Source organism: Zophobihabitans entericus (assembly GCF_011745665.1).
Lineage (GTDB): Bacteria > Pseudomonadota > Gammaproteobacteria > Enterobacterales > Orbaceae > Zophobihabitans > Zophobihabitans entericus.
In genome coordinates this window covers 1,832,437-1,858,263 of the sequence record NZ_CP050253.1, presented here as the reverse complement: position 1 = coordinate 1,858,263, position 25,827 = coordinate 1,832,437, and the positions used below count along the sequence as shown (strand labels likewise).

The 25,827-nt window shown below is 38.3% G+C and carries 22 protein-coding genes and 1 pseudogene; 2 read left to right on the top strand and 21 right to left on the bottom strand.

The window, feature by feature from the left end:
• Nucleotides 1–5 precede the first annotated feature (5 nt).
• The 6 genes from IPMB12_RS08405 to IPMB12_RS08380 all read right to left on the bottom strand — a co-directional run bounded on the left by IPMB12_RS08405 (nt 6) and on the right by IPMB12_RS08380 (nt 4,575).
• Nucleotides 6–1,184 carry a mannitol dehydrogenase family protein gene (locus IPMB12_RS08405; RefSeq protein WP_166916776.1) on the bottom strand — a complete coding sequence of 393 codons (1,179 nt, stop codon included), beginning with the start codon at nt 1,182–1,184 and terminating at the stop codon, nt 6–8.
• Between the two features lie 63 nt (nt 1,185–1,247).
• Nucleotides 1,248–2,060, bottom strand: coding sequence for a PTS system mannose/fructose/sorbose family transporter subunit IID (locus IPMB12_RS08400; RefSeq protein ID WP_166916774.1), 813 nt, complete (start codon nt 2,058–2,060; stop codon nt 1,248–1,250).
• 12 nt (nt 2,061–2,072) lie between these two features.
• Complete coding sequence (locus IPMB12_RS08395) at nt 2,073–2,810, bottom strand: PTS mannose/fructose/sorbose/N-acetylgalactosamine transporter subunit IIC (RefSeq protein ID WP_166916772.1); 738 nt, start codon at nt 2,808–2,810, stop codon at nt 2,073–2,075.
• A 3-nt stretch (nt 2,811–2,813) separates the two neighbouring features.
• Nucleotides 2,814–3,311 (bottom strand): PTS sugar transporter subunit IIB, encoded by a 498-nt coding sequence (locus IPMB12_RS08390; protein WP_166916765.1) that lies wholly within the window; start codon nt 3,309–3,311, stop codon nt 2,814–2,816.
• Nucleotides 3,312–3,313: 2 nt separating this feature from the next.
• Nucleotides 3,314–3,730, bottom strand: coding sequence for a PTS sugar transporter subunit IIA (locus IPMB12_RS08385; RefSeq protein WP_166916763.1), 417 nt, complete (start codon nt 3,728–3,730; stop codon nt 3,314–3,316).
• Between the two features lie 47 nt (nt 3,731–3,777).
• Nucleotides 3,778–4,575, bottom strand: a complete 798-nt coding sequence (locus IPMB12_RS08380) for an SDR family oxidoreductase (protein ID WP_166916761.1) — start codon at nt 4,573–4,575, stop codon at nt 3,778–3,780.
• Between the two features lie 556 nt (nt 4,576–5,131).
• On the opposite strand from IPMB12_RS08380, the gene IPMB12_RS08375 reads away from it, so the two are divergent.
• Nucleotides 5,132–5,869, top strand: a complete 738-nt coding sequence (locus IPMB12_RS08375; RefSeq protein ID WP_166916759.1) for a GntR family transcriptional regulator — start codon at nt 5,132–5,134, stop codon at nt 5,867–5,869.
• 54 nt (nt 5,870–5,923) lie between these two features.
• On the opposite strand, the gene IPMB12_RS08370 is transcribed toward IPMB12_RS08375, so the two are convergent.
• The 9 genes and pseudogenes from IPMB12_RS08370 to IPMB12_RS08330 form a co-directional block, all read right to left on the bottom strand.
• Nucleotides 5,924–6,307, bottom strand: coding sequence for a 5-carboxymethyl-2-hydroxymuconate Delta-isomerase (locus IPMB12_RS08370; RefSeq protein WP_166916757.1), 384 nt, complete (start codon nt 6,305–6,307; stop codon nt 5,924–5,926).
• A 193-nt stretch (nt 6,308–6,500) separates the two neighbouring features.
• The gene (narI, locus tag IPMB12_RS08365; protein ID WP_166916755.1) at nt 6,501–7,178 is read right to left on the bottom strand and encodes a respiratory nitrate reductase subunit gamma; all 678 of its coding nucleotides are present in this window, start codon (nt 7,176–7,178) and stop codon (nt 6,501–6,503) included.
• Nucleotides 7,175–7,888 (bottom strand): nitrate reductase molybdenum cofactor assembly chaperone, encoded by a 714-nt coding sequence (gene narJ / locus IPMB12_RS08360; RefSeq protein WP_166916753.1) that lies wholly within the window; start codon nt 7,886–7,888, stop codon nt 7,175–7,177. Before narJ ends, narI begins: the two co-directional genes overlap by 4 nt.
• 6 nt (nt 7,889–7,894) lie before the next feature.
• On the bottom strand, nt 7,895–9,427 hold the full coding sequence (gene narH / locus IPMB12_RS08355; RefSeq protein WP_166916751.1) for a nitrate reductase subunit beta: 1,533 nt from the start codon (nt 9,425–9,427) through the stop codon (nt 7,895–7,897).
• The gene (locus IPMB12_RS08350; RefSeq protein WP_166916749.1) at nt 9,427–13,164 is read right to left on the bottom strand and encodes a nitrate reductase subunit alpha; all 3,738 of its coding nucleotides are present in this window, start codon (nt 13,162–13,164) and stop codon (nt 9,427–9,429) included. Before IPMB12_RS08350 ends, narH begins: the two co-directional genes overlap by 1 nt.
• A gap of 92 nt (nt 13,165–13,256) precedes the next feature.
• Complete coding sequence (locus IPMB12_RS08345; protein ID WP_166916747.1) at nt 13,257–14,627, bottom strand: NarK family nitrate/nitrite MFS transporter; 1,371 nt, start codon at nt 14,625–14,627, stop codon at nt 13,257–13,259.
• A 224-nt stretch (nt 14,628–14,851) separates the two neighbouring features.
• Nucleotides 14,852–15,514, bottom strand: a pseudogene (locus IPMB12_RS08340) (amino acid ABC transporter permease); the annotation flags it as partial.
• A complete protein-coding gene (locus tag IPMB12_RS08335; protein WP_166916743.1) occupies nt 15,511–16,254 on the bottom strand; it encodes an amino acid ABC transporter permease in 744 nt (247 codons plus the stop codon). The gene IPMB12_RS08335 and the pseudogene IPMB12_RS08340, both read right to left, overlap by 4 nt.
• 234 nt (nt 16,255–16,488) lie before the next feature.
• Nucleotides 16,489–17,325, bottom strand: coding sequence for an ABC transporter substrate-binding protein (locus IPMB12_RS08330; protein ID WP_166916740.1), 837 nt, complete (start codon nt 17,323–17,325; stop codon nt 16,489–16,491).
• A gap of 246 nt (nt 17,326–17,571) precedes the next feature.
• Here IPMB12_RS08330 and IPMB12_RS08325 point away from each other — a divergent pair, with 246 nt between their 5' ends.
• A complete protein-coding gene (locus IPMB12_RS08325) occupies nt 17,572–18,267 on the top strand; it encodes a DUF3592 domain-containing protein (RefSeq protein WP_166916738.1) in 696 nt (231 codons plus the stop codon).
• A 60-nt stretch (nt 18,268–18,327) separates the two neighbouring features.
• On the opposite strand, the gene IPMB12_RS08320 is transcribed toward IPMB12_RS08325, so the two are convergent.
• The 6 genes from IPMB12_RS08320 to licT form a co-directional block, all read right to left on the bottom strand.
• The gene (locus IPMB12_RS08320; protein WP_166916736.1) at nt 18,328–19,083 is read right to left on the bottom strand and encodes a histidine phosphatase family protein; all 756 of its coding nucleotides are present in this window, start codon (nt 19,081–19,083) and stop codon (nt 18,328–18,330) included.
• 26 nt (nt 19,084–19,109) lie between these two features.
• On the bottom strand, nt 19,110–20,441 hold the full coding sequence (locus IPMB12_RS08315; RefSeq protein ID WP_166916735.1) for an OprD family outer membrane porin: 1,332 nt from the start codon (nt 20,439–20,441) through the stop codon (nt 19,110–19,112).
• Between the two features lie 136 nt (nt 20,442–20,577).
• On the bottom strand, nt 20,578–21,375 hold the full coding sequence (locus tag IPMB12_RS08310) for a histidine phosphatase family protein (protein ID WP_208293467.1): 798 nt from the start codon (nt 21,373–21,375) through the stop codon (nt 20,578–20,580).
• A gap of 46 nt (nt 21,376–21,421) precedes the next feature.
• Nucleotides 21,422–22,819 carry a glycoside hydrolase family 1 protein gene (locus IPMB12_RS08305; protein ID WP_166916733.1) on the bottom strand — a complete coding sequence of 466 codons (1,398 nt, stop codon included), beginning with the start codon at nt 22,817–22,819 and terminating at the stop codon, nt 21,422–21,424.
• Between the two features lie 10 nt (nt 22,820–22,829).
• Nucleotides 22,830–24,698: a beta-glucoside-specific PTS transporter subunit IIABC gene (locus IPMB12_RS08300; RefSeq protein ID WP_166916731.1), complete on the bottom strand. Its 1,869-nt coding sequence runs from the start codon at nt 24,696–24,698 to the stop codon at nt 22,830–22,832.
• 207 nt (nt 24,699–24,905) lie between these two features.
• Nucleotides 24,906–25,751, bottom strand: coding sequence for a BglG family transcription antiterminator LicT (licT, locus tag IPMB12_RS08295; protein ID WP_166916729.1), 846 nt, complete (start codon nt 25,749–25,751; stop codon nt 24,906–24,908).
• Between the last annotated feature and the right edge of the window lie 76 nt (nt 25,752–25,827).

Here is a 25,827-nt window from a genome sequence, read left to right as displayed (position 1 = left end):
GTCACCTACCCGTCATGTCGATGCTGTTGTTTAATTGCTTTTAACTCATAATAATTTTGTAAAATCTGCTGATACATGGAAGCTTCCGGCTTGATCGCGGTGTAATGTGTAATTGCTTTTTCAATACTGTTTTGTTCAATATATTGTTTGAGTTCAATACATTGCTGGTCATCAGCGTTAAAGAATAGGAATGCAGCTGCAATACCTTTGATTATGAAGTGATTATCACACTGATATTGTTCACAAAGTACAGCCGGGCCGACTAAACGATCCTGAGGAGCTAATTTACGAATTGGAGAACGACAAACTCGATTAATGGTGTCAACAATCCCCGGAGTCTGGAAACGATTCACCGCAAAGTCGATATAGTCGAGTAATTCCTGATAATCAAACTGATATTGTTTGACCAGTAGCTGGGCAACTTCGCGCATCGTCTCTTTAACCTGACCTACCAGTTTTTGATCATTAAAGACATCCTGAATAATGTCATAACCATACACATAGCCGATATAACCAGCCCAGGCATGTCCACCATTAATCACATAGAGTTTACGCGCTAAATATTTACTCAGATTATCGGTATATTCAGCACCTTTAATAGGTTCATCAGTAGAGTCGACGAGTTTATGCTTTTCAATCACCAGCTCAAAATCACGACCAATATCAATCGTATCATTACCGTCCCGGTGAGAATTTAACACTAAGCGATCTACAGCAGTATTTGGGAAACAAGCCAGTTGGTTCAGTTCAGATTTTGTTACTGATGGCTGACATTTCAAAAGCTCTGCTAGCAAAATATCACCATTTTCCATGGCATTTTCACAAACAACAACATTCACTTTAGGTCTGTTTTTAGCTTTTCTGGCAAGTAAGCCCAGATGTAATACCGGAGCAATTTTTGCCAGATTATCTGCCCAGACTGATGTAGTGATTAAGTCCGCATCACAAATTGCTGCAATCACCTGCTCTTTTTGTGTCAAAGGGGACAGAGCCGAGACCTGATTAATGGTCTTCTTTTTGTAGTTCTCATCAACTAAATAGAGATCATAACTACCGGTTTTATTCATCTGTTCGGCTAACTGAGCATTAACATCAATAAACACAATTTGATAACCAGAATCATGCAGTAAATCACCAATAAAACCGCGCCCGATACTGCCAGCTCCAAAATGGATTGCTTTCACTTTCACTCTCCTAAAAATTATCTTAATTAGCACCGGGTGTCAGCTACCCGGTGCCTTTGTTATTTAAAACAATCCAATAAATGAGCCACCAATTGAGATAGTTACAATTAAGATCATAATCATGGTAAAGTTTTGGTTTTTCTTCAAAAGCCACCAATAGATACCAAAGACGGCAATCAGCGGTAATAAACCCGGAATAATACTGTTGATAACGTCTTGTAATACAAATGGCCGGTTAGCATCGCCAAAACTAAAGGTAATCGGCGTACTTAGCTTGACGTACGTAGAAGATAATGCCCCCATCATAAACAGACCAAGCGTACTGGCACCAAGAATGAGTGTTTTAATATGTCCGGAATTTAAGATTTCACGAATTGATGCCTGACCTGCGCGGTAACCGTAAGCCGCCAGTTTTCTACCCACTACGATTTGGATTAACGGCAGGAGTAGCATAAATAGCGCACCGATAATACTGCCATTAGTAGAAAGAGTTACGGCTAAACCAAAGATGATCGGCTTCAGCGTTGCCCAGTCAATTGAGTCACCAATACCCGCCATAGGCCCCATAAGTCCGGTTTTAATTCCCGTAATTGCGTCATCTTCAATATCGGCGCCTTTGGCTTTTTGTTCTTCCATTGCAATGACAATACCGTTAATTGGTGCACCATAAACGGCCTCAGTATTATAAAAAACCAGATGGCGCTTTAACGCTTGTTTTAAGTCTTCTTTATTAGGATAAAGTTTTTCCAGAATTGGGATCATGGCAACAGTAAAACCCAGTGCCTGCAGACGCTCATAAGAGATCCCCATCTCACAAACAATGTAGTAATAAAGCCAGCTGTTTTTGACATCTTTTTCGGTAATTTGATTATCCATTTGTTATTCCTCTTACGCTTCTTTTTTACTTTGATAATGAGCAATAAGTAGTACGGCACATAAGCCAAATACGGCTGCACCAAATACCGGAATGCCACTAAATTGCACGATGAAATAGCCAATAAAGAACCACGGTAGTAAGGCTTTTTTACCAATCACAAAAATGGTTAAGGCAAAGCCCAGCGCAGGTAATAAACCGCCCGCCACACTAAAGCCATGAATCAGCCACTCAGGAACATTATTGAGGAAAGCATTAATACTGTTTTCACCATACATAATGGCTAAAAATGGTACCGGAAAACGTAAAAAGAAACTCAGAATTGTCGGGTAGACAATGGCACACATTTTTATCTGACGGACATTACATTCATCGGCATATTTATCTGCCATATGGACAAACACAGCATTGACGGTTTTTCTAAACTGATCGATAAATACACCCATCACACCAATTGGTACCGCAATGGCTATAGCCAGTTCTGGTGTTAATCCTGTTTTAATCGCTAAGGGAATAGCGATCAGTCCGGCTAAGCAGTCATCAGCGGGTAAATTAGAACCGGCTGCAACCAGTCCAATATAAAGAATTTGTATCGCAGCACCGATAATGACGGCCTGAGTAATATCATTCATCAGGATCCCGATAATCACCGCGGAAAACAGAGGCTGTCTGATAGCATGAGTAATGGCATAACCAATATCTGTTTTACAGATCCAGTACCATAAGCCTGCAAATATTGCGACTCCTAACATAAGTTATCCTCCTAGTTTACTGATTGCTTTATCTAAACCGACCTTAGCCTCCTCTGGAGTGACCTGAAAATGCACATTCACATTTTTACTTTGCATAAATTTCAGGTCTTCAAGATCGTTAGTATCAATAGAAACACCAGTGACGACAGTTTTACGGTTTTCACCACCACCTAAGCCACCAATTTGTAATTCAGAAAATGGCACACCTTTTTCGACAATACGACGCACATTACCAATAGATTTGAATAAAATCAGAACATTGCTGCTACCATCATCAAAAGTACCTTGCTGTACTTTTGCCACAAAGTCATCTTCAGGAAGCACATGTACTGCAACATCAGGCGGCGCCGCCATTACATAAATATCAGATAAAAAAGGATCTTTAGCTAATTTGTCATCAACAATAATGATTTGATTAGCGGCGATAATATTTTTCCATTTAGTAATCACTTGCCCATGAATCAGTCGGAAATCGACCCGAACGAGTTTTATATTTTTCATACTTATCCCCTTTCATTTACTATTTGAGTGATGTTTTTAATACCTTGCACACCAGTCTCAAATATTCGACCAGAAAGCTCATTACCCTGTAATTCATCACGTGACATATCAGCTTCAATTAAGATGGGTAAACTGATACCACTGATCACTGGGTACTGATATTTTTTAGCAAATATAGCGCTTACGTTTGATGGGGTTCCTCCATAAATATCGGTTAAAATAATGCTACCAGTCGGTGCGTCTTTTAATGTCTGGGCAATCTTTTCGTAAAGCTGCTCCGGAGCCATGTCTGCAATTAAAGAAAAACAATAAACATCCTTCATTTTTCCCACAATCATTTCACAGCTTTTCACCAGTTCTTGCCCAAAATTGCCGTGGGTTACCACTAAGATCCACGGGAGTGTAGATGTTTTACTCATCGAATATTCCTGTTTTGTTACAATCTAAAATCAAATTAACACGCTGATTAACCTCTGGATTTTCCGCCAGTAATATTTACCGTTGTACCAGTGATATAACTTGAGTGGTCAGAGACCAAATAAGAGACCAAATCAGCAATCTCCTCTAATCGCCCAGGACGGCCAAGCGGAATAGATTGTTGATAATTTCCTTTCACACCAGAGACTTCCATGCCTCTGGTATAAGCGAGATCTTTTTGATGAGCAGGATTGCCCATTGGCGTTGGTTCGTTGATACCTGGCGCAACACCCACAACACGAATATTGAATTGTCCCAGTTCTTTAGCCCACGACAACGTAAAGGCATGCACAGCGGCTTTAGTGGCAGAATAACAACTCTGCCCTTTAGAACCCTCAATACCCGCTTCTGACGCGATATTCACAATGACGCCCGATTGTTGTTTAACCATTTGTCGTGCGACTTCCTGACTACAGATGAACACCGCTTTTTGATTAACGTTGACCATATGATCAAAATCATCGTCACTGAGCTCATGGTTTTTATCGTTATGATAATAATCAACTAATAAACGAGCCCGGTTCACACCAGCATTATTGACGAGTCCATCGATTCGATGAAATTTTGAGATAACACTTTGCACCATATTTTGTACGTCAGCCCGGATCGCTACGTTACATTGGATAAAGGTTATTTTTGGATGAGATACTTGTGGTGGATTTCTGTCTGCTATCACCACCTCTGCGTTATTTGCTAATAAATTAGCGACAATATTTTCACCAATACCTGCGCTGCCGCCGGTCACGATGATTACTTTACTATCAAGATCTAACCATTTGCTTACCATAATAAATACCTCTTAAATCTCTATGCATTGTTTTCAGAAAAGGCGCTATGCCTAACCTAACGTGTATCGATTTAGCTTTCTTTATTTGTGTTACTGCAAAATATTTGGATAAAAATCTTTATTTGTCTACACAATCAACTTGCTTTCTCTTTCTAAAAATAAATCAAATTAATCTTTAACTTAATATAAATAAAATATTTAATGATAAAGACTATGAATTTTTACTCAGCATCGTGTTTTTTTATCTTAAAAATCACTTATTTGTATATACAAGATAATTATGTATAGTCATATTGAATTATAGAGATAATAAAAAAGATGAAAAGAGAAAATTTTAATAAACTTTTTAATTTGTTAATTTGATCACAAATTCTTTATTTTTTATGATAAACTGCATAACAACATATCAATTAATGTAATAACTATATGTTTAAAATAAATTTATTAATAGAATTGTGTGCCAGGTGAAATATTTATCGTTATCTATAAAGTTAAAGGGTACAATAATATTTCAAGCTATAATGCTCCAATTTGTCTATGCAAGGTAAGGACTGCCATGAGCAATAAAATTACAAATAAACAGCAAACAGTGATCGATTACATTACTGCATTGATAGAGAAAAAGAACTTATCTATCGACGATAAAATCGATACTGAAATTAATATTGCTCAGGAATTAGGTGTGACCCGTGTGACCGTCAGAGAAGCCACGAGGCATTTAATTGAAGAAGGACTGATTTATCGGATTAAAGGATCCGGAATTCATTTAGGTTCACCCAATAATAAAGTGAATTTGACTGGTAAATTTAATGTGCATTCCCATTTTGACTATCAGGCTAAAAAGCGCGGGCATAAAGGTCAGCGTAAGGTGATTTCCGCCAGCATTATTCCGGTTCCGGATAAAGAGATGGCCAGTTTCCTTAAAATTAAGGCCACTGATTATGTTTATTATGTGAAGCGTTTACTCAGTTTTGATGAAATCCCAGTTGTGCTGCAATATACCTATATCCCGACTTATCTGATCCCACAATTTGAATTCAGTGAACTGGAAAAATCAAAATTTGAGTATATTGAACACAGTACTGGTAAAAAGATGAAGAAACAAATTCAAACCATTACCGCGGTGAGTGCCACTGATCATGAACTGGTTGCGTTGCTACACATCACTAAAAATGTGCCGTTACTGAGACTGGAAGAAGTGACTTATCTGAATGATGGTACACCATGTGAATATAATCTCTCCTACATGCGTTCTGAATATAATCCGGTTTTACATGTCACAGAAAGAAAATAGGCATCTTCCAATAGTAGCAAGATGCCTGTTTATTTAACTGATATTAAAAATAAATCAGGTATTTGGCAACGTCACAAAGACTTCATTTACAAATACGTTACGATTTAAATCGCTCACATCAACAGAAAAGTTAATCCCTAAATTACCAACCGGTTTCACTTGTGCTTTCAGCACATTTAAAACACGTGTTGTCACATCATTTTTGATCGCAAAAGAGCGCCCGTCAATAATTTGAATAGACACTTCAATAAATGCACGATTTTCAGGATGAATACCAACAACAAAAACATCATTACAATGAATAACGCTACGAATATTTTGTTCTTTAAATTCACCAACAGAATTTACTGCTTTATTAATTTCAACCAATAATGTTCTTGGATCAAACGCTTGTTGATCAGTAAGATTTTTAGAGTATTCAACAGTAATTTTTGGCATTTCTGGCGTCCTTAATTTAATAGGTGAAGTAATTCTGTTACTACAATGAATTTTATTCTATCAGGGATTGATGATCAACTTCCAACTATTCTCAGGTATCTTTTTTAATAAAGGGGATGTCATTACCGATCGATGAATTTTATTTAGATATTAAAAAAGGCGGATTTACCGCCTTTTTGTTACAAATAATAATTTATTTTCTGGTTCGTACAATTTGATAACGGCGTGTTAAATATTCCAATGGTACACTCCAGATGTGTACGAGTCGTGTAAATGGAAAAATTAAGAAAATCGTCATACCAAGTACTATATGTAATTTAAAAATCAAAGGAACATTAATTAATAAATCACCTGCACCAAATCTAAATGTCACAATATCCTGACACCATTGAGAAAGAAGCAACATAACACTACCATCCAGATGTTGAGTTGATGACACAATAGTAGTTAAACCTAGTATCACTTGTACCACTAAAATGCCAATAACTAAAATATCAGCAATACTTGATGTTGCTCGTACACGTTGATTAGTCAGGCGACGGTAAAATAATGCTCCACCACCAATCAACGTCATTATTCCAAAAATCCCACCAGCAGTCATGGCTAAAATTTGTTTATGTCCAGCCGAAATAAAAGGTTCATATACCCAATGTGGTGTTAACAGGCCAACAAGATGTCCAAAGAAAATCCCAATAATTCCAACATGAAATAAGTTAGAGGCCCAACGCATATTTTTCTTACTCAGTAACTGGCTGGAACCCGCTCTCCATGTATATTGGCCATAATCATAACGCAGTAAGCTACCAACAATAAAGACAGTAACCACAATATAAGGGTAAATATTAAAAAAGAACGAATGAATAAAATTCATGCTCTACTCCTTTTATCTTCATCCATATCAATATAGTAAACAGGGGCCTGCATATAATTACGATTTTTTGCAGCAATATTATCCTGACAAGATGAACCAGCCTGAAATAATATTTGCTCTTCCTGCCAGATCTTATCTAGCATTTGTGGCGTATAGCTGACCTCTTCTTGCGCAACTTGTTGCTGTAGTGTTGGTTCATCAACTTGGGTAGCACTTAAGGCAAATAGGAGTGTAAATAGAGATTGATAGATACTCTCTTTTTTCTCTAATCGCATTTCAAGTAAACGAATCACTGTTGCAATACCATGTAACCATGATGGCTGCTTATCTACCGGTAATTGGGCAATAAACTCCAAAAATAATGGCAAGTAATCGGGTAATTGTTTTTGGTCATGTAACATGAGTCCAGCCTGTTGATAATGGTTCATCAGTTCCACCATCGCCTGTCCACGCTCACGGGAATCACCATGAACATGTTCAAAAATCAGTAAGGATGTTACTTGTCCTAAATCAAACGTCTCACAATATAGTGATTGTGCTTCCAGTAGAGGCATTGATAAATAAGTCTGAATAAACGACATGAGTTGATGTTTTTGTTCTACAGAAAGCTCATCACAAGTCGCGACTTCTGTCAGTAGTTCGTCTTTTGCCTGCCAGATCTCTTTTGTAGGATGCTCCAGCAAACAGGAGATAATCATTAAACTTTTCATTATTATTTACCCCTTCATTTTTCTTGGTTCAACCACTTCAATGGGTTTTGCCTGATGAGCATCAAATAAGTTATAACGACTATCGCTACCATTACAACCATCACCAAATGAGAAACCACATCCTCCTGCTTCTGCAAAAACAGGATGAGAGAGTTCCGGATGATGGGTTGGAATGACAAAACGATCTTCATAATTAGCAATAGCTAAATAACGATACATTTCCTGAATCTGTGCTTCTGTTAAGCCCACTTCAGTCAAGAGTGCCTCAGCTTTTATATTATCAACCAATTCTGCACGTTTATATTGACGCATCGCCATCATACGTTTAAGTGCAAGCAATACCGGTTCTACATCACCAGCAGTTAATAAATTTGCTAGATATTGTAATGGGATACGTAACTGTTCAATATTTGGTAATAATGCCTCATTTGATTCATCATTCCCTATTGCAGATTGAATTGGTGATAGTGGAGGAACATACCAAACCATTGGTAACGTTCGATACTCAGGATGGAGTGGTAATGCCAATTGCCAGTCTATAGCAAGTTTATACACCGGTGACTTTTGTGCAGCGTCAATAACACTTTGTGGTATACCATCAGCTAAAGCCTGCTTAATAATTTCTGGATCATTTGGATCTAAGAATACGGATAATTGCTGTTTGTATAAATCTTTTTCATCTGTTGTTGAAGCTGCTTCTTTTATCTTATCTGCATCATATAAAATAACACCTAAATATCGAATACGACCGACACATGTTTCAGAACAAACCGTTGGCATTCCTGATTCAATACGCGGATAGCAGAAGATACATTTTTCAGATTTGCCACTATTCCAGTTAAAATAAATTTTCTTGTATGGGCATCCAGAGATACACATACGCCAACCACGACATTTATCCTGATCAATTAAAACAATACCGTCTTCTTCACGCTTATAAATAGCACCACTTGGACATGATGCAGCACAGGCCGGATTTAAGCAGTGCTCACATAAACGCGGTAAATAAGCGAGAAACGTATTTTCAAACTGACCATAAATTTGCTTTTCCATTTCTCGGAAATTAGCATCTTTACCACGTATAGAGAACTCACCACCTAAGTCATCTTCCCAATTTGGACCAGCAATAATTTTCTCTATACGCAGTCCTGTAATTTTGGAGGTTGGACGAGCAATTGGCTGTGCTTTTGATTCCGGTGCATTTTTTAAATGTGCATAGTCAAAATCAAAAGGTTCATAATAATCATCAATTTCAGGTAAATCAGGATTGGCAAAGATTTTAGATAATAAGCTGACTTTACCCCCCGCTTTTAGAACCAATTTACCTCTTTTATTTAAACTCCAGCCGCCGTTCCAACGCTCTTGATTTTCCCATTCAACAGGAAAACCTACACCTGGTTTACTTTCTACGTTATTAAACCACGCATACTCAACACCTTTACGATTCGTCCAGACATTCTTACAAGTTACAGAGCATGTATGACAACCAATACATTTATCTAAATTAAGGACCATGCCAATTTGTGAACGAATTTTCATTATTTGTTCTCCTGTTGTTGGTCTTGATCTAACCAGTCAACTTTATTCATTTTTCTGACCACGACAAATTCATCACGATTAGAACCTACAGTACCGTAATAGTTAAAACCATAAGCTAAATGGACATAACCACCGATCATATGAGTAGGTTTTGGATAAACACGAGTGACTGAGTTATGAATCCCCCCACGTTGTCCTGTAATTTCGGAACCAGGAATATTGACCAAACGTTCTTGAGCATGGTACATAATGACCATACCATCCGGAACACGTTGGCTGACAATAGCCCGTGCTGTTAGTGCTCCATTAGTATTAAATGCCTCAATCCAGTCATTATCGACAATTCCAAGTGAACTAGCATCACCTTCACTTAACCAAACAACAGGACCGCCACGAGAAAGTGTTAACATATGAATGTTTTCACTATATGTTGAGTGAATACCCCATTTTTGATGTGGCGTAATAAAGTTAAGTGCTAACTCAGGATTACCGTTAGATTTTTTATTCATCATCGGTTCTACAGAACGTGTATCGACCGGCGGACGATAAGCAATTAAGCTTTCACCAAAATCACGCATCCAGACATGATCTTGATACAGTTGCTGACGACCAGAAATGGTACGCCATGGAATTAACTCATGGACATTGGTATAACCTGCATTATAAGAAACATGTTCATCCTCAAGGCCTGACCATGTCGGGCTGGAGATGATTTTTCTCGGTTGTGCCTGAATATCTCGGAAACGGATTTTTTCATCTTCTTTATTCAACGCTAAATGTTTATGATCAAGTCCTGTTTTTTCACCAAGGGCTTCCCATGCTTTAACTGCTACCTGACCATTAGTTTCCGGTGCAAGAGATAAAATAACCTCTGCTGCATCAATAGCCGTATTAATTTTTGGACGAGAACCGTGCTTCTCACTATCCTGACTGCCATTGAGTTGTCTTAAGAACTCGACTTCTTTATCCGTATTCCAGCTAATACCTTTACCACCATTACCGTGTTTTTCCAGTAAAGGACCAACAGAAGTAAAACGCGTATATGTCTCTGGATAATTACGGGTAACTTTCATAATATGCGGCGCCGTTTTACCCGGAATGAGCTCACATTCACCACGTTTCCAATCTTTTACATCAAATGGCTGGCCAAGCTCGGCCGCAGAATCATGCTGAATGGGTAAGGTCACAATATCGGTTTCTTCACCTAAATGACCCGGACATAATTTAGAGAATGTCTCAGCTAAATCTTTATAAATATCCCAGTCGCTTTTGGCTTCCCAGGCTGGATCAACAGCAGCAGAGAGTGGATGAATAAATGGATGCATATCCGAGGTATTCATATCATCTTTTTCATACCAGGTTGCTGTTGGTAAAACAATATCAGAAAACAAACAAGTGCTGGACATGCGAAAATCAAGTGTCACAACTAAATCTAATTTACCTGTAATGGCTTGCTCTTCCCATTTCACCTCTTCTGGTTTTTGTAAGCCTTGCGCTCCTAAATCTTTATTTTGAATACCATTTTCAGTACCAAGTAGGTAATGTAATAAGTATTCATGTCCTTTACCTGAAGACCCTAATAGATTAGAGCGCCATATAAACATTTGGCGTGGATGATTTTTGCTATCGTCTGGCGCTTCAGCCGCAAAGTGAATCTTGCCATCTTTTAACGCCTTAGCAGTATACTCAACAGCATCAAGACCTGCTGCTTCAGCCTGTTTGCTAATTTTAATTGGATTAGTATCTAACTGGGGAGCTGAAGGTAACCATCCCATACGTTCAGCTCTCACATTAAAGTCAATCAAACTGTCTGAATATTTATCTTTATCCGCTAAAGGCGATAATAAGTTATGTGCAGATACTGTTTCATGGCGCCACTGTCCAGAATGATTATAGAAAAACGAAGTACTATTCATATGACGTGGTGGTCTTTGCCAATCAAGCGCAAAAGCTAGTGGCAACCAACCTGTTTGTGGACGTAGTTTTTCTTGTCCCACATAATGTGACCAACCACCGCCCGATTGTCCTACACAGCCACAAAATACCAGCATATTAATTAAACCACGGTAATTCATATCCATATGGAACCAATGGTTTAGACCAGCGCCCACGATAACCATTGAACGACCATGGGTTTTATGTGCATTATCGGCAAATTCACGCGCTATTTTGATAATACGGTTTTTTGGAACACCTGTAATTTTTTCTGCCCATGCCGGCGTATAGGCTTTGACTTCATCATAATTAGCCGCTGCATTTTCATCATTTAAACCACGTTCAACACCATAGTTTGCCATGATAAGATCATAAACAGAGGTGACTAATGCTTCCGTTCCATCAGCAAGTTGAACCGTTTTAGCTGGCAGTTTACGATAGAGAACGTCATCCAATTTTACGCTATCAAAATATTGTTGCTCTTCACCACCAAAATATGGGAGCCCTACATCAACCACGCTATCATGGTCATTCAATAAGCTTAATTGCAACTTAACGTCTTTTTGATTTAGCCCTTCTTTAGCTTCTAGGTTCCACTTGCCATCTTCTCCCCAACGGAAACCAGCTGAACCTTGTGGGCAGACGAATGATTTAGTTTCTTCATCAATAGCCACCGTTTTCCACTCTGGATTATTGCTCTGTCCTAAATGATCAACTAAATCACTGGCTCGCAATAAACGGCCTGCTGAGTACTGGCCTTGAGTATTTTTATCCAGTAATACAAGCATTGGGAAATCAGAGAAACGACGCACATAATCCGTAAAATAAGCACTTTTCTCAGCATGATGATACTCTTTTAAAATCACGTGCCCCATTGCTAAAGCGAGTGCGCTATCAGTACCTTGTTTTGGGCTTAACCACTCATCACTAAATTTTGCCACTTCAGAGTAATCAGGAGAAATGGCGACTGTCTTGGTGCCTTTATATCTGACCTCAGTAAAGAAGTGGGCATCTGGTGTTCGCGTTTGAGGAACATTAGAGCCCCAGGCAATTATGTAAGAAGAGTTATACCAATCTGCTGATTCAGGTACATCCGTTTGTTCACCCCAAGTCATCGGTGATGCTGGTGGTAAATCACAATACCAGTCGTAGAAACTTAAACAGACACCACCAATTAATGATAAATAGCGTGAACCTGCAGCATAAGAAACCATCGACATGGCCGGGATTGGCGAGAATCCCGCAATACGGTCGGGACCAAATTCTTTAATCGTATAGATATTTGAAGCGGCAATCAGTTCATTAACTTCTTGCCAGTCGGAACGGATAAAACCACCACGTCCACGTTTTTGCTTATAGAGTTTTGTTTTTTCTGGGTCACTTACGATAGATTGCCATGCTTCAACAGGATCAGCGTATTTTGCTTTCGCTTCACGCCAAAGCGTGATCAGCTGTTTGCGCATCATCGGGTATTTAACACGATTGGCACTATATAAATACCAAGAGTAACTTGCACCCCGAGGACATCCACGAGGTTCATGATTTGGTAAGTCCGGACGAGTTCTTGGATAGTCGGTTTGTTGCGTCTCCCAAGTCACTAGCCCATTTTTTACGTAGATTTTCCAGCTACACGACCCTGTACAGTTAACCCCATGTGTTGAACGTACTATTTTGTCAAATTGCCAACGCTGACGGTAACTGTTTTCCCAATCACGATTAGCTGATAAGGTCAAACCATGCCCGTCAGCAAATGTTCCTTCAACTTGCTTAAAGTACCGCAACCGATCAATAAACTTGCTCATGCACATTGCTCCTTGATAATATTTATTATTACCATCATTACTTCAATTATTTTTATAAAAAGTGTATTTATTGTTATTAATAAAGCCGTACTTTATTTACTGTGATGTCCATAACAAACTTTTGTGACAATCGCACAGAACACATAAAACACCAGAAATATGCCTAACGCATAACTCACTGAATCTAATAAATTTAATGAAAGACTAAATACCTGAGGAATAAAAAATCCACCAATCGCACCAATCGCAGAAATGAAACCCAGTGCTGCTGCTGTTTCTGTTGCAGCGCCGCGATTAGCCTCCTCTTCTGTGTGACCTTTTTTAATCATCTTCTCTATCATTTCTTGTCTAAAAACAATTGAAATCATCTGGAAAGTAGAACCACTTCCAAATCCAGCAGTAAAAAATAAAAAGATAAAGACACCGAAGAAACCAATAAATGAACCGCTATCAGATAGCACACCTGGCAACGTAGTGAAAAGTAGCATGACGAAGATAATCATCATAATGTAGTTGACAAATGTTGCTTTAACACCACCAACACGATCAGAAATAGCGCCACCTAAAGGGCGTCCAATCGCACCAATAAGCGGACCAAAAAAGGCAAAAGAAGTAATATCAACCTGAGGAAACTGAGTCTTACTTAACATCGCAAAACCAGCAGAAAAACCGATAAATGAGCCAAACGTTGCCAGATAAAGTAAACTCTGCAACCACATCGTTTTATTTTTAAGTACAACAGCCTGCTGCCAAAAAGAGGCTTTTGCCGTAACTAAATCATTCATACCAACAAAAGCAGCAAATGAACAAATCAGTAAAAGTGGAACCCAAACAAAAGCAACGTTTTGAATCCAAATAGCGGAACCGTCAGATAAATATTTTGCTGAACCAATCAACATTGGAACAAAAATAACAATAGAAGCAAGAAACTGAGCAACACTTACGCCCATGTTCCCTAAACCTCCATTTAATCCTAATGCACTACCCTGTGCAGATTTGGGAAAGAAAAAACTAATATTTGCCATACTTGAAGCAAAATTTGCCCCACCAAAACCACATAATAGGGAAATGATCACAAAGGTTGTGTATGAGGTGCTTGTATCTTGAATAGCAACGCCAAGCCAAATACATGGAATGATCAAGAGTAGAGTGCTAAAAGTTGTCCACCTGCGGCCACCAAAGATAGGAATGACAAATGAATATGGAACTCTTAACAATGCGCCAGAGATTGAAGGTAAAGCAGTCAGTAAGAAAAGTTGATTCGTGGTAAATTGAAATCCAACGTTATTTAAATAAACAGCGACAATACTAAAAAGCATCCAAACACTAAATGCGAACATCAATGATGGAATAGATATCCATAAATTTCGTCTGGCAATTGCTTTCCCTTTTTGCTCCCAAAACTCCGGGTTGTCAGGCTGCCAATCTTTGATTACAGACGAACGAGGCAATGGTTGGCTCATATAATCTCCCTTTGATAACAATCCTAAAATCCACCAAATTCATTATCCGAATAGATGAATATTCTTTATGCTATTGTAGTGAAATTCGGTAATTATTTAATTCCTATCAGTGATTACCACCAAAGCATAAAAGAGACTAATACCAATGAGGTATAAAGGGAAGATAAAGCAAGAATAAAAGTAAACCAATAAAAAACAATTGGTTAATATTTTTTAAGGAGATACCTATTTACCAGCCCCATCACAGCATCAACCAGTAAACAAATAATAAAATAAACTGCAATCACGAATAAGAACACTTCTGTAGCATAGACCATACTACGGTTGTTGACTTGCGTCGCAAGGAAAGTAAATTCACTCACGCCCACAATATAAGCCAGTGAACTATCTTTAATCATCGCTATCCACTGATTAACAAATGAAGGCAACATCATACGTAGTGCCTGAGGGAGGATAATAAAAAAGATGACCTGATATTTGCCAAGTCCAAGTGATGTTGCAGCCTGCCACTGCCCGGCTGAGATTGCTGTCATACCAGCATAAACCGAGTGAGCAATATAAGCGGCACCAATTAGCGATAAAGCAATAATCACAGTAAATGTTGCCGGAATATCTACGTTAAATAAAACCGGCAGTAAAAAGTAAGTCCAGAAGATAAACATTAAAATAGGGATAGCACGTAAAAAGCCCAGAACCAGTTTTAAAATATTACCCGTCCACCCTTTTAAAATGGTCAACCCAATACCGAAGATAATGCCCAGAATAGTTGATAAAATCCCGGCAGCAAGACTAATAATTAGTGTGAGCGCAACACCACCAAGAGGACCATCAGGAAAGACGCCCCACATTAAGTATTCAAAATTATTCCAAATTACAGAGAAGTTCATCCTACTTTCTCCCTATTTGGTTGATAGTATTGGTATAGATAGCCAAAAGCACCAATAACGGCAATAATCAAAATATACAGAAAGGTTGCGATGCCAAAATCCTGAAAAGTTTTTAAGGTTTCTGTTTCAACTTGTCTGGAGACATAAGAGAGTTCAAACACACCAATCGCCATGGCCAGGGATGAATTCTTGACGATATTCATATATTGCCCAAGCAGTGGTGAAAAGGCGATTTTAAACGCCTGCGGCAGAATAATCAGCGACATAGTCTGACGGTAAGTAAAACCCATGGCTAAACCGGCACTAAACTGATTGTTACCCACACCTAAAATCCCGGCTCGAATCTCTTCAGCAATAAATGAGCTTGAGTAACAGGTTAAGCCGATCAGACCAATAATAAATTCAAAGGACGGAAATTTAAGCGTGAAAAAAAACAGTGAAATTTGGGGTTCATCAAACAACCATAATTTGAACTCTATCGGTAGTAAACTACCGACACCAAAATACCAGAAAAACAGCTGTGGCAATAAAGGGGAATAACGGAAAATAGCATTATAGCCAATTGTGATATAACGAATGATAGCAAAACGGCTATATCTGGCCATAGCCAAAATGAATCCCAGTAAGGTCGAAAAAATAATGGTCAGAAAGGAGATCGCCAGCGTGACTAAAAAGCCATCCCATAGCCACCACAAATATTTTGCATCAAGTAACTGGCTCGATATTTGTTCCCACGACATTACTTACAACCCCTGACAATTCAACATGAAAAGGTATGATACATCATCAAAAACCGTGGATGATACACATATCCTCTGAGAGTAGACTAACAGTACATAAAACCATCTAAAACAAGTGCCAGTAAGTTGATTATTCACTCACTGGCACCGTTGTTTATTGTGTCCCGTCCCTGGGATATCTGTCCTTTAAAAATAATGTATACAATAAACTACACTACTTTTACTTTTGCTTCTTTACTGCGCTTGTGATCCAAATTTAAAATCACCACGAGGCATTGCAGAGGTTGTTTCTGGTCCAAACCAACGGTTATAAATCTTATCAGCTTCGCCGTCAGCTTCTAGTTTTAACAATACTTCGTTCACTTTTTCAGTTAGACGTGTTTCACCTTTAGGTAAACCAACAGCCTGATACTCTTTAGTGATACTAAATGGAGAAATTTCAAAATCCGCTTTTTGTGCTTCCGGCACGTTAGCCATTAGTCCAACAAGTTTTGCATCATCCTGAGTAATTGCCTGCACAACACCATTACGCAGTGCGGCAAAAGCAAACGGAGTATCATCATAAGAAATAACACGTGCATTTGGATAACGTTCGCGCAGAGTCACTTCTTGTACCGTGCCTTTATCAGCACCAATACGTAAGTTCGCTAAATCATCAGGTTTAGTTAACACGCCTTTACGAGCAATAAATTTTTGTCCGGTTGCAAAATACGGCACACTAAAATCAACCACTTTGGCACGATCTTCTGTGACCGTAAAGTTCGCCACAATCAGGTCAACTTTTTGTGAGTTTAATAATGGAATTCGGTTAGCCGGGTTAGTGGCAACAAGTTTAAGTTCAACATTAAGTGACTTAGCGATGGCATTAGCAATATCCACATCATAACCAATAAATTGTTTGGTTTTTTCATCCACAAAACCAAATGGCGGGTTGCTATCAAAAACAGCAACTTTGATCACTCCTGATTTAGTAATATCATCTAAACGGTCAGCGTGAGCTGGGGCAATACTGCTTAATGTGGCAGCTAAAATACCTGCAACACCGATTACTTTTTTAAATGAAAAATCCATATTTAGTCTCCAAAGGGTGATGTACAAGGTTAAGTCTAGCAACTTGCTTTTACTTTCTGAAATAACATTAATTCACATGCTTATAACTTTTAAGAATAAGCAATTCATCTATACCGGATCACTTTCTTAAAGCAGATAACTCTTTCTTTTGAGTTATATAATATGATACGTATTTCTTTCACTATCGCTTATTGTTTTTATCTATTACAATCAATGTTAATAAATTGATAGAATAATAGAAATATTATGATAAGAACCTTTTTCATCCTTATTTTTGGCGTCATTTCTTTGTGTATGAGCGTGATTATCACCTCACAAAAATTATCCTTTATTAAAAGCTCAGTACAAGTGGAAGGCACAGTCGCCTATCTTTCAGAATCTTACTCGGATAATTCTGGTTCTCCGTCTTATTACCCTGTTGTGACTTTTCAAGATGGTAATGGTATAACAAGAATCTTTCGCTCCGAAGTTGGCAGTAATCCGGCGTCTTATGACAGAGGAGAAATCGTGAATGTGTATTATAATCCGGACGATCCTACTGATGCTAAAATTAACGGTTTTCTCGCCTTATGGTTTGCATCAATAGTTACTGGCATTCTGGGAATAATATTTTGTTTATTCCCTATACTAACCTTGAAAAGATTCTTTACACGGAAAAAAGAGGGTGGCGTTTTTCCCACCGCGACCAAAATACCTATTCAGGCAATATTTGATTCCGTTGAGGTAGACACTTCCTCAAAAATAGATGGTGACGATTCTTATGTCATTCATTGTCACTGGGTTGATCCCATTGATAATACTAAAAAGTATCATTTTAAAAGTAAAAATATTCCATTTAATCCGGAGCCTTACATAACTCAAGATAGAATCACTGTTTACGTGGATAGGAATGACCTTAAACAATACAAAGTTGATATTCGGTTTCTACCCATGTATACATAATATTTCTTCAAATAAATCAAAGGGTTATTAAATAAACATAACCCTTTGATTTTATTGCATTTATTGTTTACCTTTCTCGATATAACTCATATCACCAATTGACTCAACAATAAATTTGCCTTCATCGGTATAACGAATTTTTGTCACACTAGCATTACCAAGCTGGCCTGTCAGTGGTGTATCCGTCATTTCAGTAATCATCGCCATAATTGCCATACCATGTGAAACAATAAGCACGTTACCGCCACCCTGCTCCTGTGCAGATTTAGCGATCATGGTTAATGCCTCCTGCATACGTGTTTTTACTTTTTCATAATCTTCAGCCTGTCCTGATGTTTCAACTGCTGCAATCGCATTCATCATTTGTGGTAAAGCGATATTGCCTTTAGCCATATCAGCCATCAGCTCAGTATCGGATTTATAGCCAAGGTGCTGTGCTGCAGGTCCCCACATATTCGGGTCCAAATCACCTTCAAACAGGCCAAAACAGGTTTCACGCAGGCGATCCATCTCAATGATATCAACCGGTACGCCTTTAGTTTCAAGCACGATACGTGCAGTCTGACGAGCACGACCTAAATCACTTGAATAAGTCGCGATAAAATCAACATCTTTTAAACCGCGACCCAGTTGTTGAGCGACTTCAATCCCTGGTTGAGTCAGTGGAGTATCTGACCAGCCTTGTGCGCGGTGGACAGTATTAAACATAGTTTTACCATGACGCGTGACGTAAAGATAAACATCAGCCGCAAATGCATTTGACATAGTAAAGACAACAACAAATAGCACACTAATGGCTTTTAAATATTGTTTCATAATAGAACCCTTTCGTTATTCATTAATTAAAAAAGATTAAAGCGATAATCGATAATAATTTCAGCTGATAAACTTGGTGAACGCTGATAATCACCATTGTGGTCAAGGACTGGTGTCTTATTACTTTGTTTATAAGACCAGCCATAACCAAACATTGAGAAAATAGACAAATTCTTAAGTCTGGTATCACTTGGCGCCCATCGATTAATCAGGTTGATTTCACCGCTTCTGACGGTATTACCTTTATAATCAAATTGACCATAGTTAAGTTGTAAACCGGTTGTCACATCAGGAATAAACTCATATTCACCAAGTACCGTTAAAGCCAACTCGCCATCACGCATATAGTCAACGCCAGCTGAGGTTAAGGCATTAAAACGTCCACGCATATTTTTAGTTAAATGGCGGTTATAGTAACCAATAGCACCTTCTTTATCAGCGTCAGTATAGGCAACGCCAAATTTTAAGCTCCAGTCTTCTTCTTTCCATTTAATATCTGCTGCATAGTGCCACGCATTGTCATCAAAATCTTTACGTCCAGCAGCCATACTATCGTAGCGGTCAAGTGCGTAGCTGCCATAAATCTGGCTACCGAGTGTCAGTTTTGAAATAGGTTTATAGGTCATCTCAAGAACGTGGCGTCTCATGTAATCATCTGCCTCACCATAACTATAAGAAGCGTAAAGATCTTTATCTTTATAGGTTAATCCACCTGTCCAGATATAATCGACATCATATTTATCATTTGTTGTGAATGAGACTTTATCCGGAGAATCACGATTGATAGAGCTGGTAATATAAGCCGCATCAAAAGAGAAATTGTCGTACTTTAACGTTCCGCTATAACCCAAGTAGCTGTTTTGTGACAAACGGTTAGAGGCAGTTAACACACCATAATTTTTTAAAATCTGCCAACCGACTTTACCATTAAACTGAACAGTCTCATTGCCTAGTTTAATTTTGATGTAACGCTGACCAATCTTACTAAATCCTTTGGCGTTATCTTTATCCATGCCACTGCCATCATTATAAAGAAGGGCACGGGTTGAGAAGTAATCACTGGCACCCAATTTGACTACACCAGTAAAGGTAGCATCAAAACCGATGAAATCGGCAAAATAACCTGATTTAAAATCCAGACCAAATGCCTGGCCCCAGGCATTGTGCACTTCTTTTGGTTGTGCTTCATCTTCTTTTAAATATTTCCAATAGTTTCTGAGTGTCAGATCCATATGGGAATCTTTAATCAGCGACTCTTCTGCCAGTGTATCTAAAAACTCATAATGTTGATTTTCAGCAGCATAAGCACTAAAAACCATGGAGGTAGAAAGCATACCTAGTACAACCAGTTTTTTCATATTATTATCCTCTGGAAATAAAAAAACCTAAACAACTCAGAGAATCACTCCCCCAAGCTATTTAGGTTTTGCCTGCCTTTGGCAGTAACAATCCTATTTATTGCAATTTATGGATACAACTTTTACTCTATAACAATTATTTACCTGTTAAGGCTGCACGACCTTTTTGTACATATTCCATGCTTCCGATCTCATCAACATGATATTGTCCATTTTTATAAGTAATTTTCACAACAGTTGCATTACTTAGTGGTTTATTTTTATCGATATTATCAGTCAGGTCAGAGATCATCACTTGCATTGACATACCAGACGAGATTGCCAGAATATTATGCTGACCTTTTTCTAATGCTGTTTGCACAATAGTATGTAATGCTTCTTGTGTTCTGGCTTTTACCTGCGCATAGTTTTCTGCCAGTTTCTTAGCATCAACCTCAGCGATAGGATCAACGATAGTTTTAATCTCTAATTTACCGGCACTGTAATCTTTGAAATAAGCATCGATAGACTTATAACCAAGCAATTTCATACTATCTGAAACTACCTTAGCGTTAGGACCACCCTCATAGCCGCCGTAGAAGACTTCTCTTAGTCCCTGAAGTTCTGTGATGGTATAATCTTTAACACCCATTTGCTTTAAGATCACTTGCATGGTCTCACGCTGACGACCCGCATCGCTGGTGTAATAAGCATCAAAAGGAATGCCTTTCAGGCCTTCTCCCAAATACTGAGCCACTCCAATACCCTGCTCAGTTAACGGTGAATCAGCCCAGCCTTGTACTAAATCAAAGGTATTAAATAACGTTTTACCATGACGGGCGAAGTAGATAGTGACTGTATCATCATCTGATTTTGGCTGATTAGCACAGCCAGTCATCAATGCCGAAACCGCCAGAAGACAAATCACTAATGTTTTCTTAAAATTAATTATCATTATGACCTCTATGTAAGTTAGTTTTCGTTATTTTCATTCTAAAAATTTATTTCGCTTTCAAAACTTCACCGCGAGTTTCAATCACTGATTTATACCAATAGAAACTTTTCTTTTTATAACGAGTTAATGTCCCTTTGTTATCATCATCTAAATCAACATAGATAAAGCCATAACGTTTAGACATTTTCGCTTGTGAAGCGCTCACCAGGTCGATAGGCCCCCAGCTGGTATAGCCAAGAACTTCAACACCATCTTCAATCGCTTCACGTACCTGAACTAAATGGTCATTCATATAGTCAATACGATAATCATCATTCACCGTCTTATCTGCGGTCAGGACATCTTTAGCGCCAAGTCCGTTTTCAACGATAAAGAGTGGTTTTTGATAACGTTCATAAAGCAAATTCAGTAAGAAACGAATACCCAGTGGATCGATCTGCCAGCCCCACTCCGATGCTTTCAAATGAGGGTTTGGTACCATATCTAAAACGTTACCTTTCAGACGAGGAGAGTTATCCGCCGTACCACAGCAGCTCATGTAGTAGCTGAATGAGATAAAATCGATCGTTTCTTTCAGGTCTTCTTTATCCTGCTCAGTCATCGTCAAATTAATATTGTTATCTTTGAAGAAGCGCTTCATATAACTTGGATAAGCACCACGTGCCTGCACATCACCAAAGAATAACCATGCGTGATTTTCATTATGTGTAGCCCAGACATCTTCTGGTTTTGATGTGAGTGGATAAGCTACTGCACCCAGTAACATATTACCGATCTTAGCGTCCGGAATCATGCTATGACAAAGTTTGATCGTACGAGCACTGGCAACTAATTGATGATGAATCGCCTGATAGATTTGTTCTTTACTGCTACTTCTTGGTAAACCCACTCCAGTAAACGGTTCATGCAAAGACATATTGATTTCATTAAATGTCAGCCAGTATTTGACCTTATGCTGATAACGTTCAAAAACTGTTTTCGCATAATGAGTAAAAAACTTGATCAGTTTACGATTTCCCCAGCCGCCATACTTTTTCACTAAGTTATAAGGCATTTCATAGTGAGAAAGTGTCACCATCGGCTGAATATTGTATTTTGCCATTTCATCAAATAGTCTGTCATAAAACTCAAGGCCTTGTTCGTTCGGCTCTTGCTCGTCACCATTTGGAAAAATACGTGCCCATGCGATAGAAGTTCTCAGGCAACTGAAGCCCATTTCGGCAAATAGTGCAATATCTTCCGGATAGCGATGATAGAAATCAATTGCCCGGTCTTTAATGGCAATAATATCTTTTTCCTCACGGTCAACAATTTCACCAAAAATACCATATGGCAGATAATCTGATGTTGATAAGCCTTTACCATCAGCTAAATACGCTCCTTCAACCTGATTGGCTGCGACGGCGCCTCCCCATAGAAAATGTTCTGGAAATTTATTCGACATGTATCACTCCTTATTTATGGGATAATGTTAAAAGTGTTTCACCTGACTCAATACTGGTCAGTGCGTGAGCAATAACGACATCAAGATATTCGTCACTATTACTGATAATAACTGGGGTTGTTACGTCAAATCCTGCTTGCTTGATCGCTTCAATATCAAAGGTTAATAGTAAGTCACCTTTCTTCACTTTAGCGCCAACTTCTACATGAGCCTCAAAATGCTGGCCATCTAATTTAACCGTATCAATACCAACATGAATGAGAATTTCTGCCTGAGAGTCGGTTAAAAAACCCAGTGCATGTTTGGTTCTAAACAAAGAGACAACCTCGCCATCTTCCGGAGCAAAAACTTGTCCAACAGACGGAATAATCGCAGCACCTTTACCCATCAGTCCGCTGGCAAAAGTAGGATCATTAACTTGTGAAAGAGGAATTAACTGACCGGTCATTGGACTACTGATTTGGCTCTGGGTAGCTGCTTTTTCTTCTTCATCGTTGTTTGATACTTCAGCTACTTGCTTAGGTTTTGCTACACCAAAACAGTAACTAAGTATGGCTGCAATAAAGAATGCTAAAGCACTAGCAGCAATAGTGGCAAAGACACTGATATTAATGCCATCAATTGGAATTAACTGAGCAAAACTAAACACACTGGCGAAACCAAATGAATACATGAATGGTTGATAAAAACCAACAATTGCACCACCTAAAGCAGCACCAATACAACCAAAAATAAACGGTCGTTTACTTGGTAAATTCACACCATAAATTGCCGGTTCAGTCACACCAAATAAACCAGACAGAACAGAAGATGTACCAAGGGCTTTAAATTCTTTATCTTTAGAGCGTAGTGTCATACCCAGCGCTGCACCAGTTTGTCCAAAAACAGCTGGGATAATAATTGGCATCAGAAAATCTCGTCCTGAAACAGACAGATTATTCATAAACAGTGGAATCATGCCCCAGTGCACACCAAAGATAACCAGAATCTGCCAGACCGATGCCAGAATGGCCGAAGCGATAACTGGATTTAGCTGATAAACAAACATAATACCAGCAGCAATACTATTACTGAGATAAGTAGAAACCGGGCCGATAATAGCAAAAGTTAAAGGTACCGTGATTAATAAACCAAACATCGGAGAGATGAACTTTTTAAATGAGTCATGAAAAATCTTGTTAAAGTTCTTCTCTAGGAAACTATATACCCAGGCAGCGACAATAACCGGAATAACTGAAGAACTATAAGGGATCAAATCAATCGGAATAAAAAAGAAATGTGTTTGCGTCTGTAAAGAGCCACCCAGCATATTAATAATATCTGGATGAACTAAGCAACCACCCAGCGCGATCCCAAAGAAAGCATTACCACCAAACTTTTTAACCGCGGAGTAACCCAGTAACATCGGCAGATAGTAAAACGCAGCATCGGCGATAACAATTAAAAATGTCGTGGTTGATGATTTTTCATCAAGTAAGCCACAAATTAATAAAATAGAAAGTAAACCTTTTAAGATACCGGCAGAAACCAAGGCAGCCAGTATAGGAGCAAAAATTCCTGAAATAATATCGATGAGTTTAGAAAGAATATTTTGTTTTGGTTTTTTGGCTATAGTTTGTTCATCACTATTGTCAAAGTGACCCAAAGCCATAATGTCCTGATACACTTCATTCACATTGTTGCCAATTACAACCTGAAACTGGCCGGCACTCTCAACGACCATAATAATGCCTTTTTGTTTTTTTAAATGCTCAGCATTAGCAACATTGTGATCTTTCAGAACGAATCTTAGCCGAGTTGCACAGTGGACAAGGCTAATTACGTTATCTTTACCACCGACATATTGAATAATATTTTCAGCTAATTCTTTGTTTTTCATACAAATCTCACTTTTGAAAGCAAAAAAAAACCTAAATCCCCCATCACTGAGAGATTTAGGTTTTGCCTGTACTAGCACTTGTACTTATTAAAATAAATACAGTAACTACAGTAACAATCCGATATTTCTATTTAGCCTAACATCTTTTTATAAACACTGAAAAGTAAAATTATTTTGAAAAATTTATTCTGTGATCGAGATCTCATTCTAAGCATGAGCCGAAAGTTCTGAACGTAGTCGCTCAATATGAATAATTAAATACAAGCTTTCATCATCCGTTAAAGGGTGTTCATATTGCTGAATAAGATGCAGATCAACACGCTTAACACATTGATAAGACGTAGGATATTTCTCTTTTACGATCTCATACAGCGAGACGTCATGGCTGGCCACAAAACTGTTATTTAATATTCGCTGCGCAAAGAATTTAAGATGGGTAATAAAGCGCTGATAAGTCAGGCTCTCTTCATCATATTCAAATTTAAAATGGTATTTAACGATATTTAAAATTTCACGCATAATTTTCGTCATATTGACGATATTAGGCATAGTATCGTTAAGTTGTGCATTGATAATATGGAAAGTAATAAACCCGGCTTCATCCTCAGGTAACTCCACCTTCAAACGATCACGAATAATATTTAAAGCATGCATACCAATCTTGAATTCTTTCGGGTAGAGTTTTTTGATTTCCCATAAAAAACCATTAGGAATATCAAACCCTTGTTTATGTCTTTCAATCGCAAAATGAATATGATCAGTGAGTGAGATATAAATACTATCCTGAAGCTTTTCGCCCAGTGTTTCTTTGGCGTAATTAATGATTATCTCACTGGTGGTCACCACTTCAATTGGAATTTCAGAAAGCAGTTCAGCAAATCTTGGTAAGGCTTCTTTATTACTTAGAGAGAACTTTTTTTCAATTAAGGATGGGTCAATAACATCGCCTTCTTTTTTCTTAAAACCGACTCCCCGTCCCATAATAATCACTTCATTACCAGACGGATCAACAGTAACAAGCACATTATTATTCAGTATTTTATGAACTTTCATACAATGTTATATCAATCCAATAAATTAAAAGGCACATATTATGGCGAGTGAAACAAACTTGCAAAGTATTGTTGTT

What these genes read in the sequence shown, in the direction of transcription:
- IPMB12_RS08315 (WP_166916735.1), bottom strand. Translation starts at nt 20,441, where the DNA reads ATGAAAAAACTGGTTGTACTAGGTATGCTTTCTACCTCCATGGTTTTT.
- IPMB12_RS08380 (WP_166916761.1), bottom strand. Translation starts at nt 4,575, where the DNA reads ATGGTAAGCAAATGGTTAGATCTTGATAGTAAAGTAATCATCGTGACC.
- IPMB12_RS08325 (WP_166916738.1), top strand. Translation starts at nt 17,572, where the DNA reads ATGATAAGAACCTTTTTCATCCTTATTTTTGGCGTCATTTCTTTGTGT.
- IPMB12_RS08350 (WP_166916749.1), bottom strand. Translation starts at nt 13,164, where the DNA reads ATGAGCAAGTTTATTGATCGGTTGCGGTACTTTAAGCAAGTTGAAGGA.
- IPMB12_RS08335 (WP_166916743.1), bottom strand. Translation starts at nt 16,254, where the DNA reads ATGTCGTGGGAACAAATATCGAGCCAGTTACTTGATGCAAAATATTTG.
- IPMB12_RS08375 (WP_166916759.1), top strand. Translation starts at nt 5,132, where the DNA reads ATGAGCAATAAAATTACAAATAAACAGCAAACAGTGATCGATTACATT.
- narI (WP_166916755.1), bottom strand. Translation starts at nt 7,178, where the DNA reads ATGAATTTTATTCATTCGTTCTTTTTTAATATTTACCCTTATATTGTG.
- IPMB12_RS08390 (WP_166916765.1), bottom strand. Translation starts at nt 3,311, where the DNA reads ATGAAAAATATAAAACTCGTTCGGGTCGATTTCCGACTGATTCATGGG.
- IPMB12_RS08400 (WP_166916774.1), bottom strand. Translation starts at nt 2,060, where the DNA reads ATGGATAATCAAATTACCGAAAAAGATGTCAAAAACAGCTGGCTTTAT.
- IPMB12_RS08385 (WP_166916763.1), bottom strand. Translation starts at nt 3,730, where the DNA reads ATGAGTAAAACATCTACACTCCCGTGGATCTTAGTGGTAACCCACGGC.
- licT (WP_166916729.1), bottom strand. Translation starts at nt 25,751, where the DNA reads ATGAAAGTTCATAAAATACTGAATAATAATGTGCTTGTTACTGTTGAT.
- IPMB12_RS08310 (WP_208293467.1), bottom strand. Translation starts at nt 21,375, where the DNA reads ATGATAATTAATTTTAAGAAAACATTAGTGATTTGTCTTCTGGCGGTT.
- IPMB12_RS08305 (WP_166916733.1), bottom strand. Translation starts at nt 22,819, where the DNA reads ATGTCGAATAAATTTCCAGAACATTTTCTATGGGGAGGCGCCGTCGCA.
- narH (WP_166916751.1), bottom strand. Translation starts at nt 9,427, where the DNA reads ATGAAAATTCGTTCACAAATTGGCATGGTCCTTAATTTAGATAAATGT.
- narJ (WP_166916753.1), bottom strand. Translation starts at nt 7,888, where the DNA reads ATGAAAAGTTTAATGATTATCTCCTGTTTGCTGGAGCATCCTACAAAA.
- IPMB12_RS08345 (WP_166916747.1), bottom strand. Translation starts at nt 14,627, where the DNA reads ATGAGCCAACCATTGCCTCGTTCGTCTGTAATCAAAGATTGGCAGCCT.
- IPMB12_RS08320 (WP_166916736.1), bottom strand. Translation starts at nt 19,083, where the DNA reads ATGAAACAATATTTAAAAGCCATTAGTGTGCTATTTGTTGTTGTCTTT.
- IPMB12_RS08330 (WP_166916740.1), bottom strand. Translation starts at nt 17,325, where the DNA reads ATGGATTTTTCATTTAAAAAAGTAATCGGTGTTGCAGGTATTTTAGCT.
- IPMB12_RS08300 (WP_166916731.1), bottom strand. Translation starts at nt 24,698, where the DNA reads ATGAAAAACAAAGAATTAGCTGAAAATATTATTCAATATGTCGGTGGT.
- IPMB12_RS08370 (WP_166916757.1), bottom strand. Translation starts at nt 6,307, where the DNA reads ATGCCAAAAATTACTGTTGAATACTCTAAAAATCTTACTGATCAACAA.
- IPMB12_RS08395 (WP_166916772.1), bottom strand. Translation starts at nt 2,810, where the DNA reads ATGTTAGGAGTCGCAATATTTGCAGGCTTATGGTACTGGATCTGTAAA.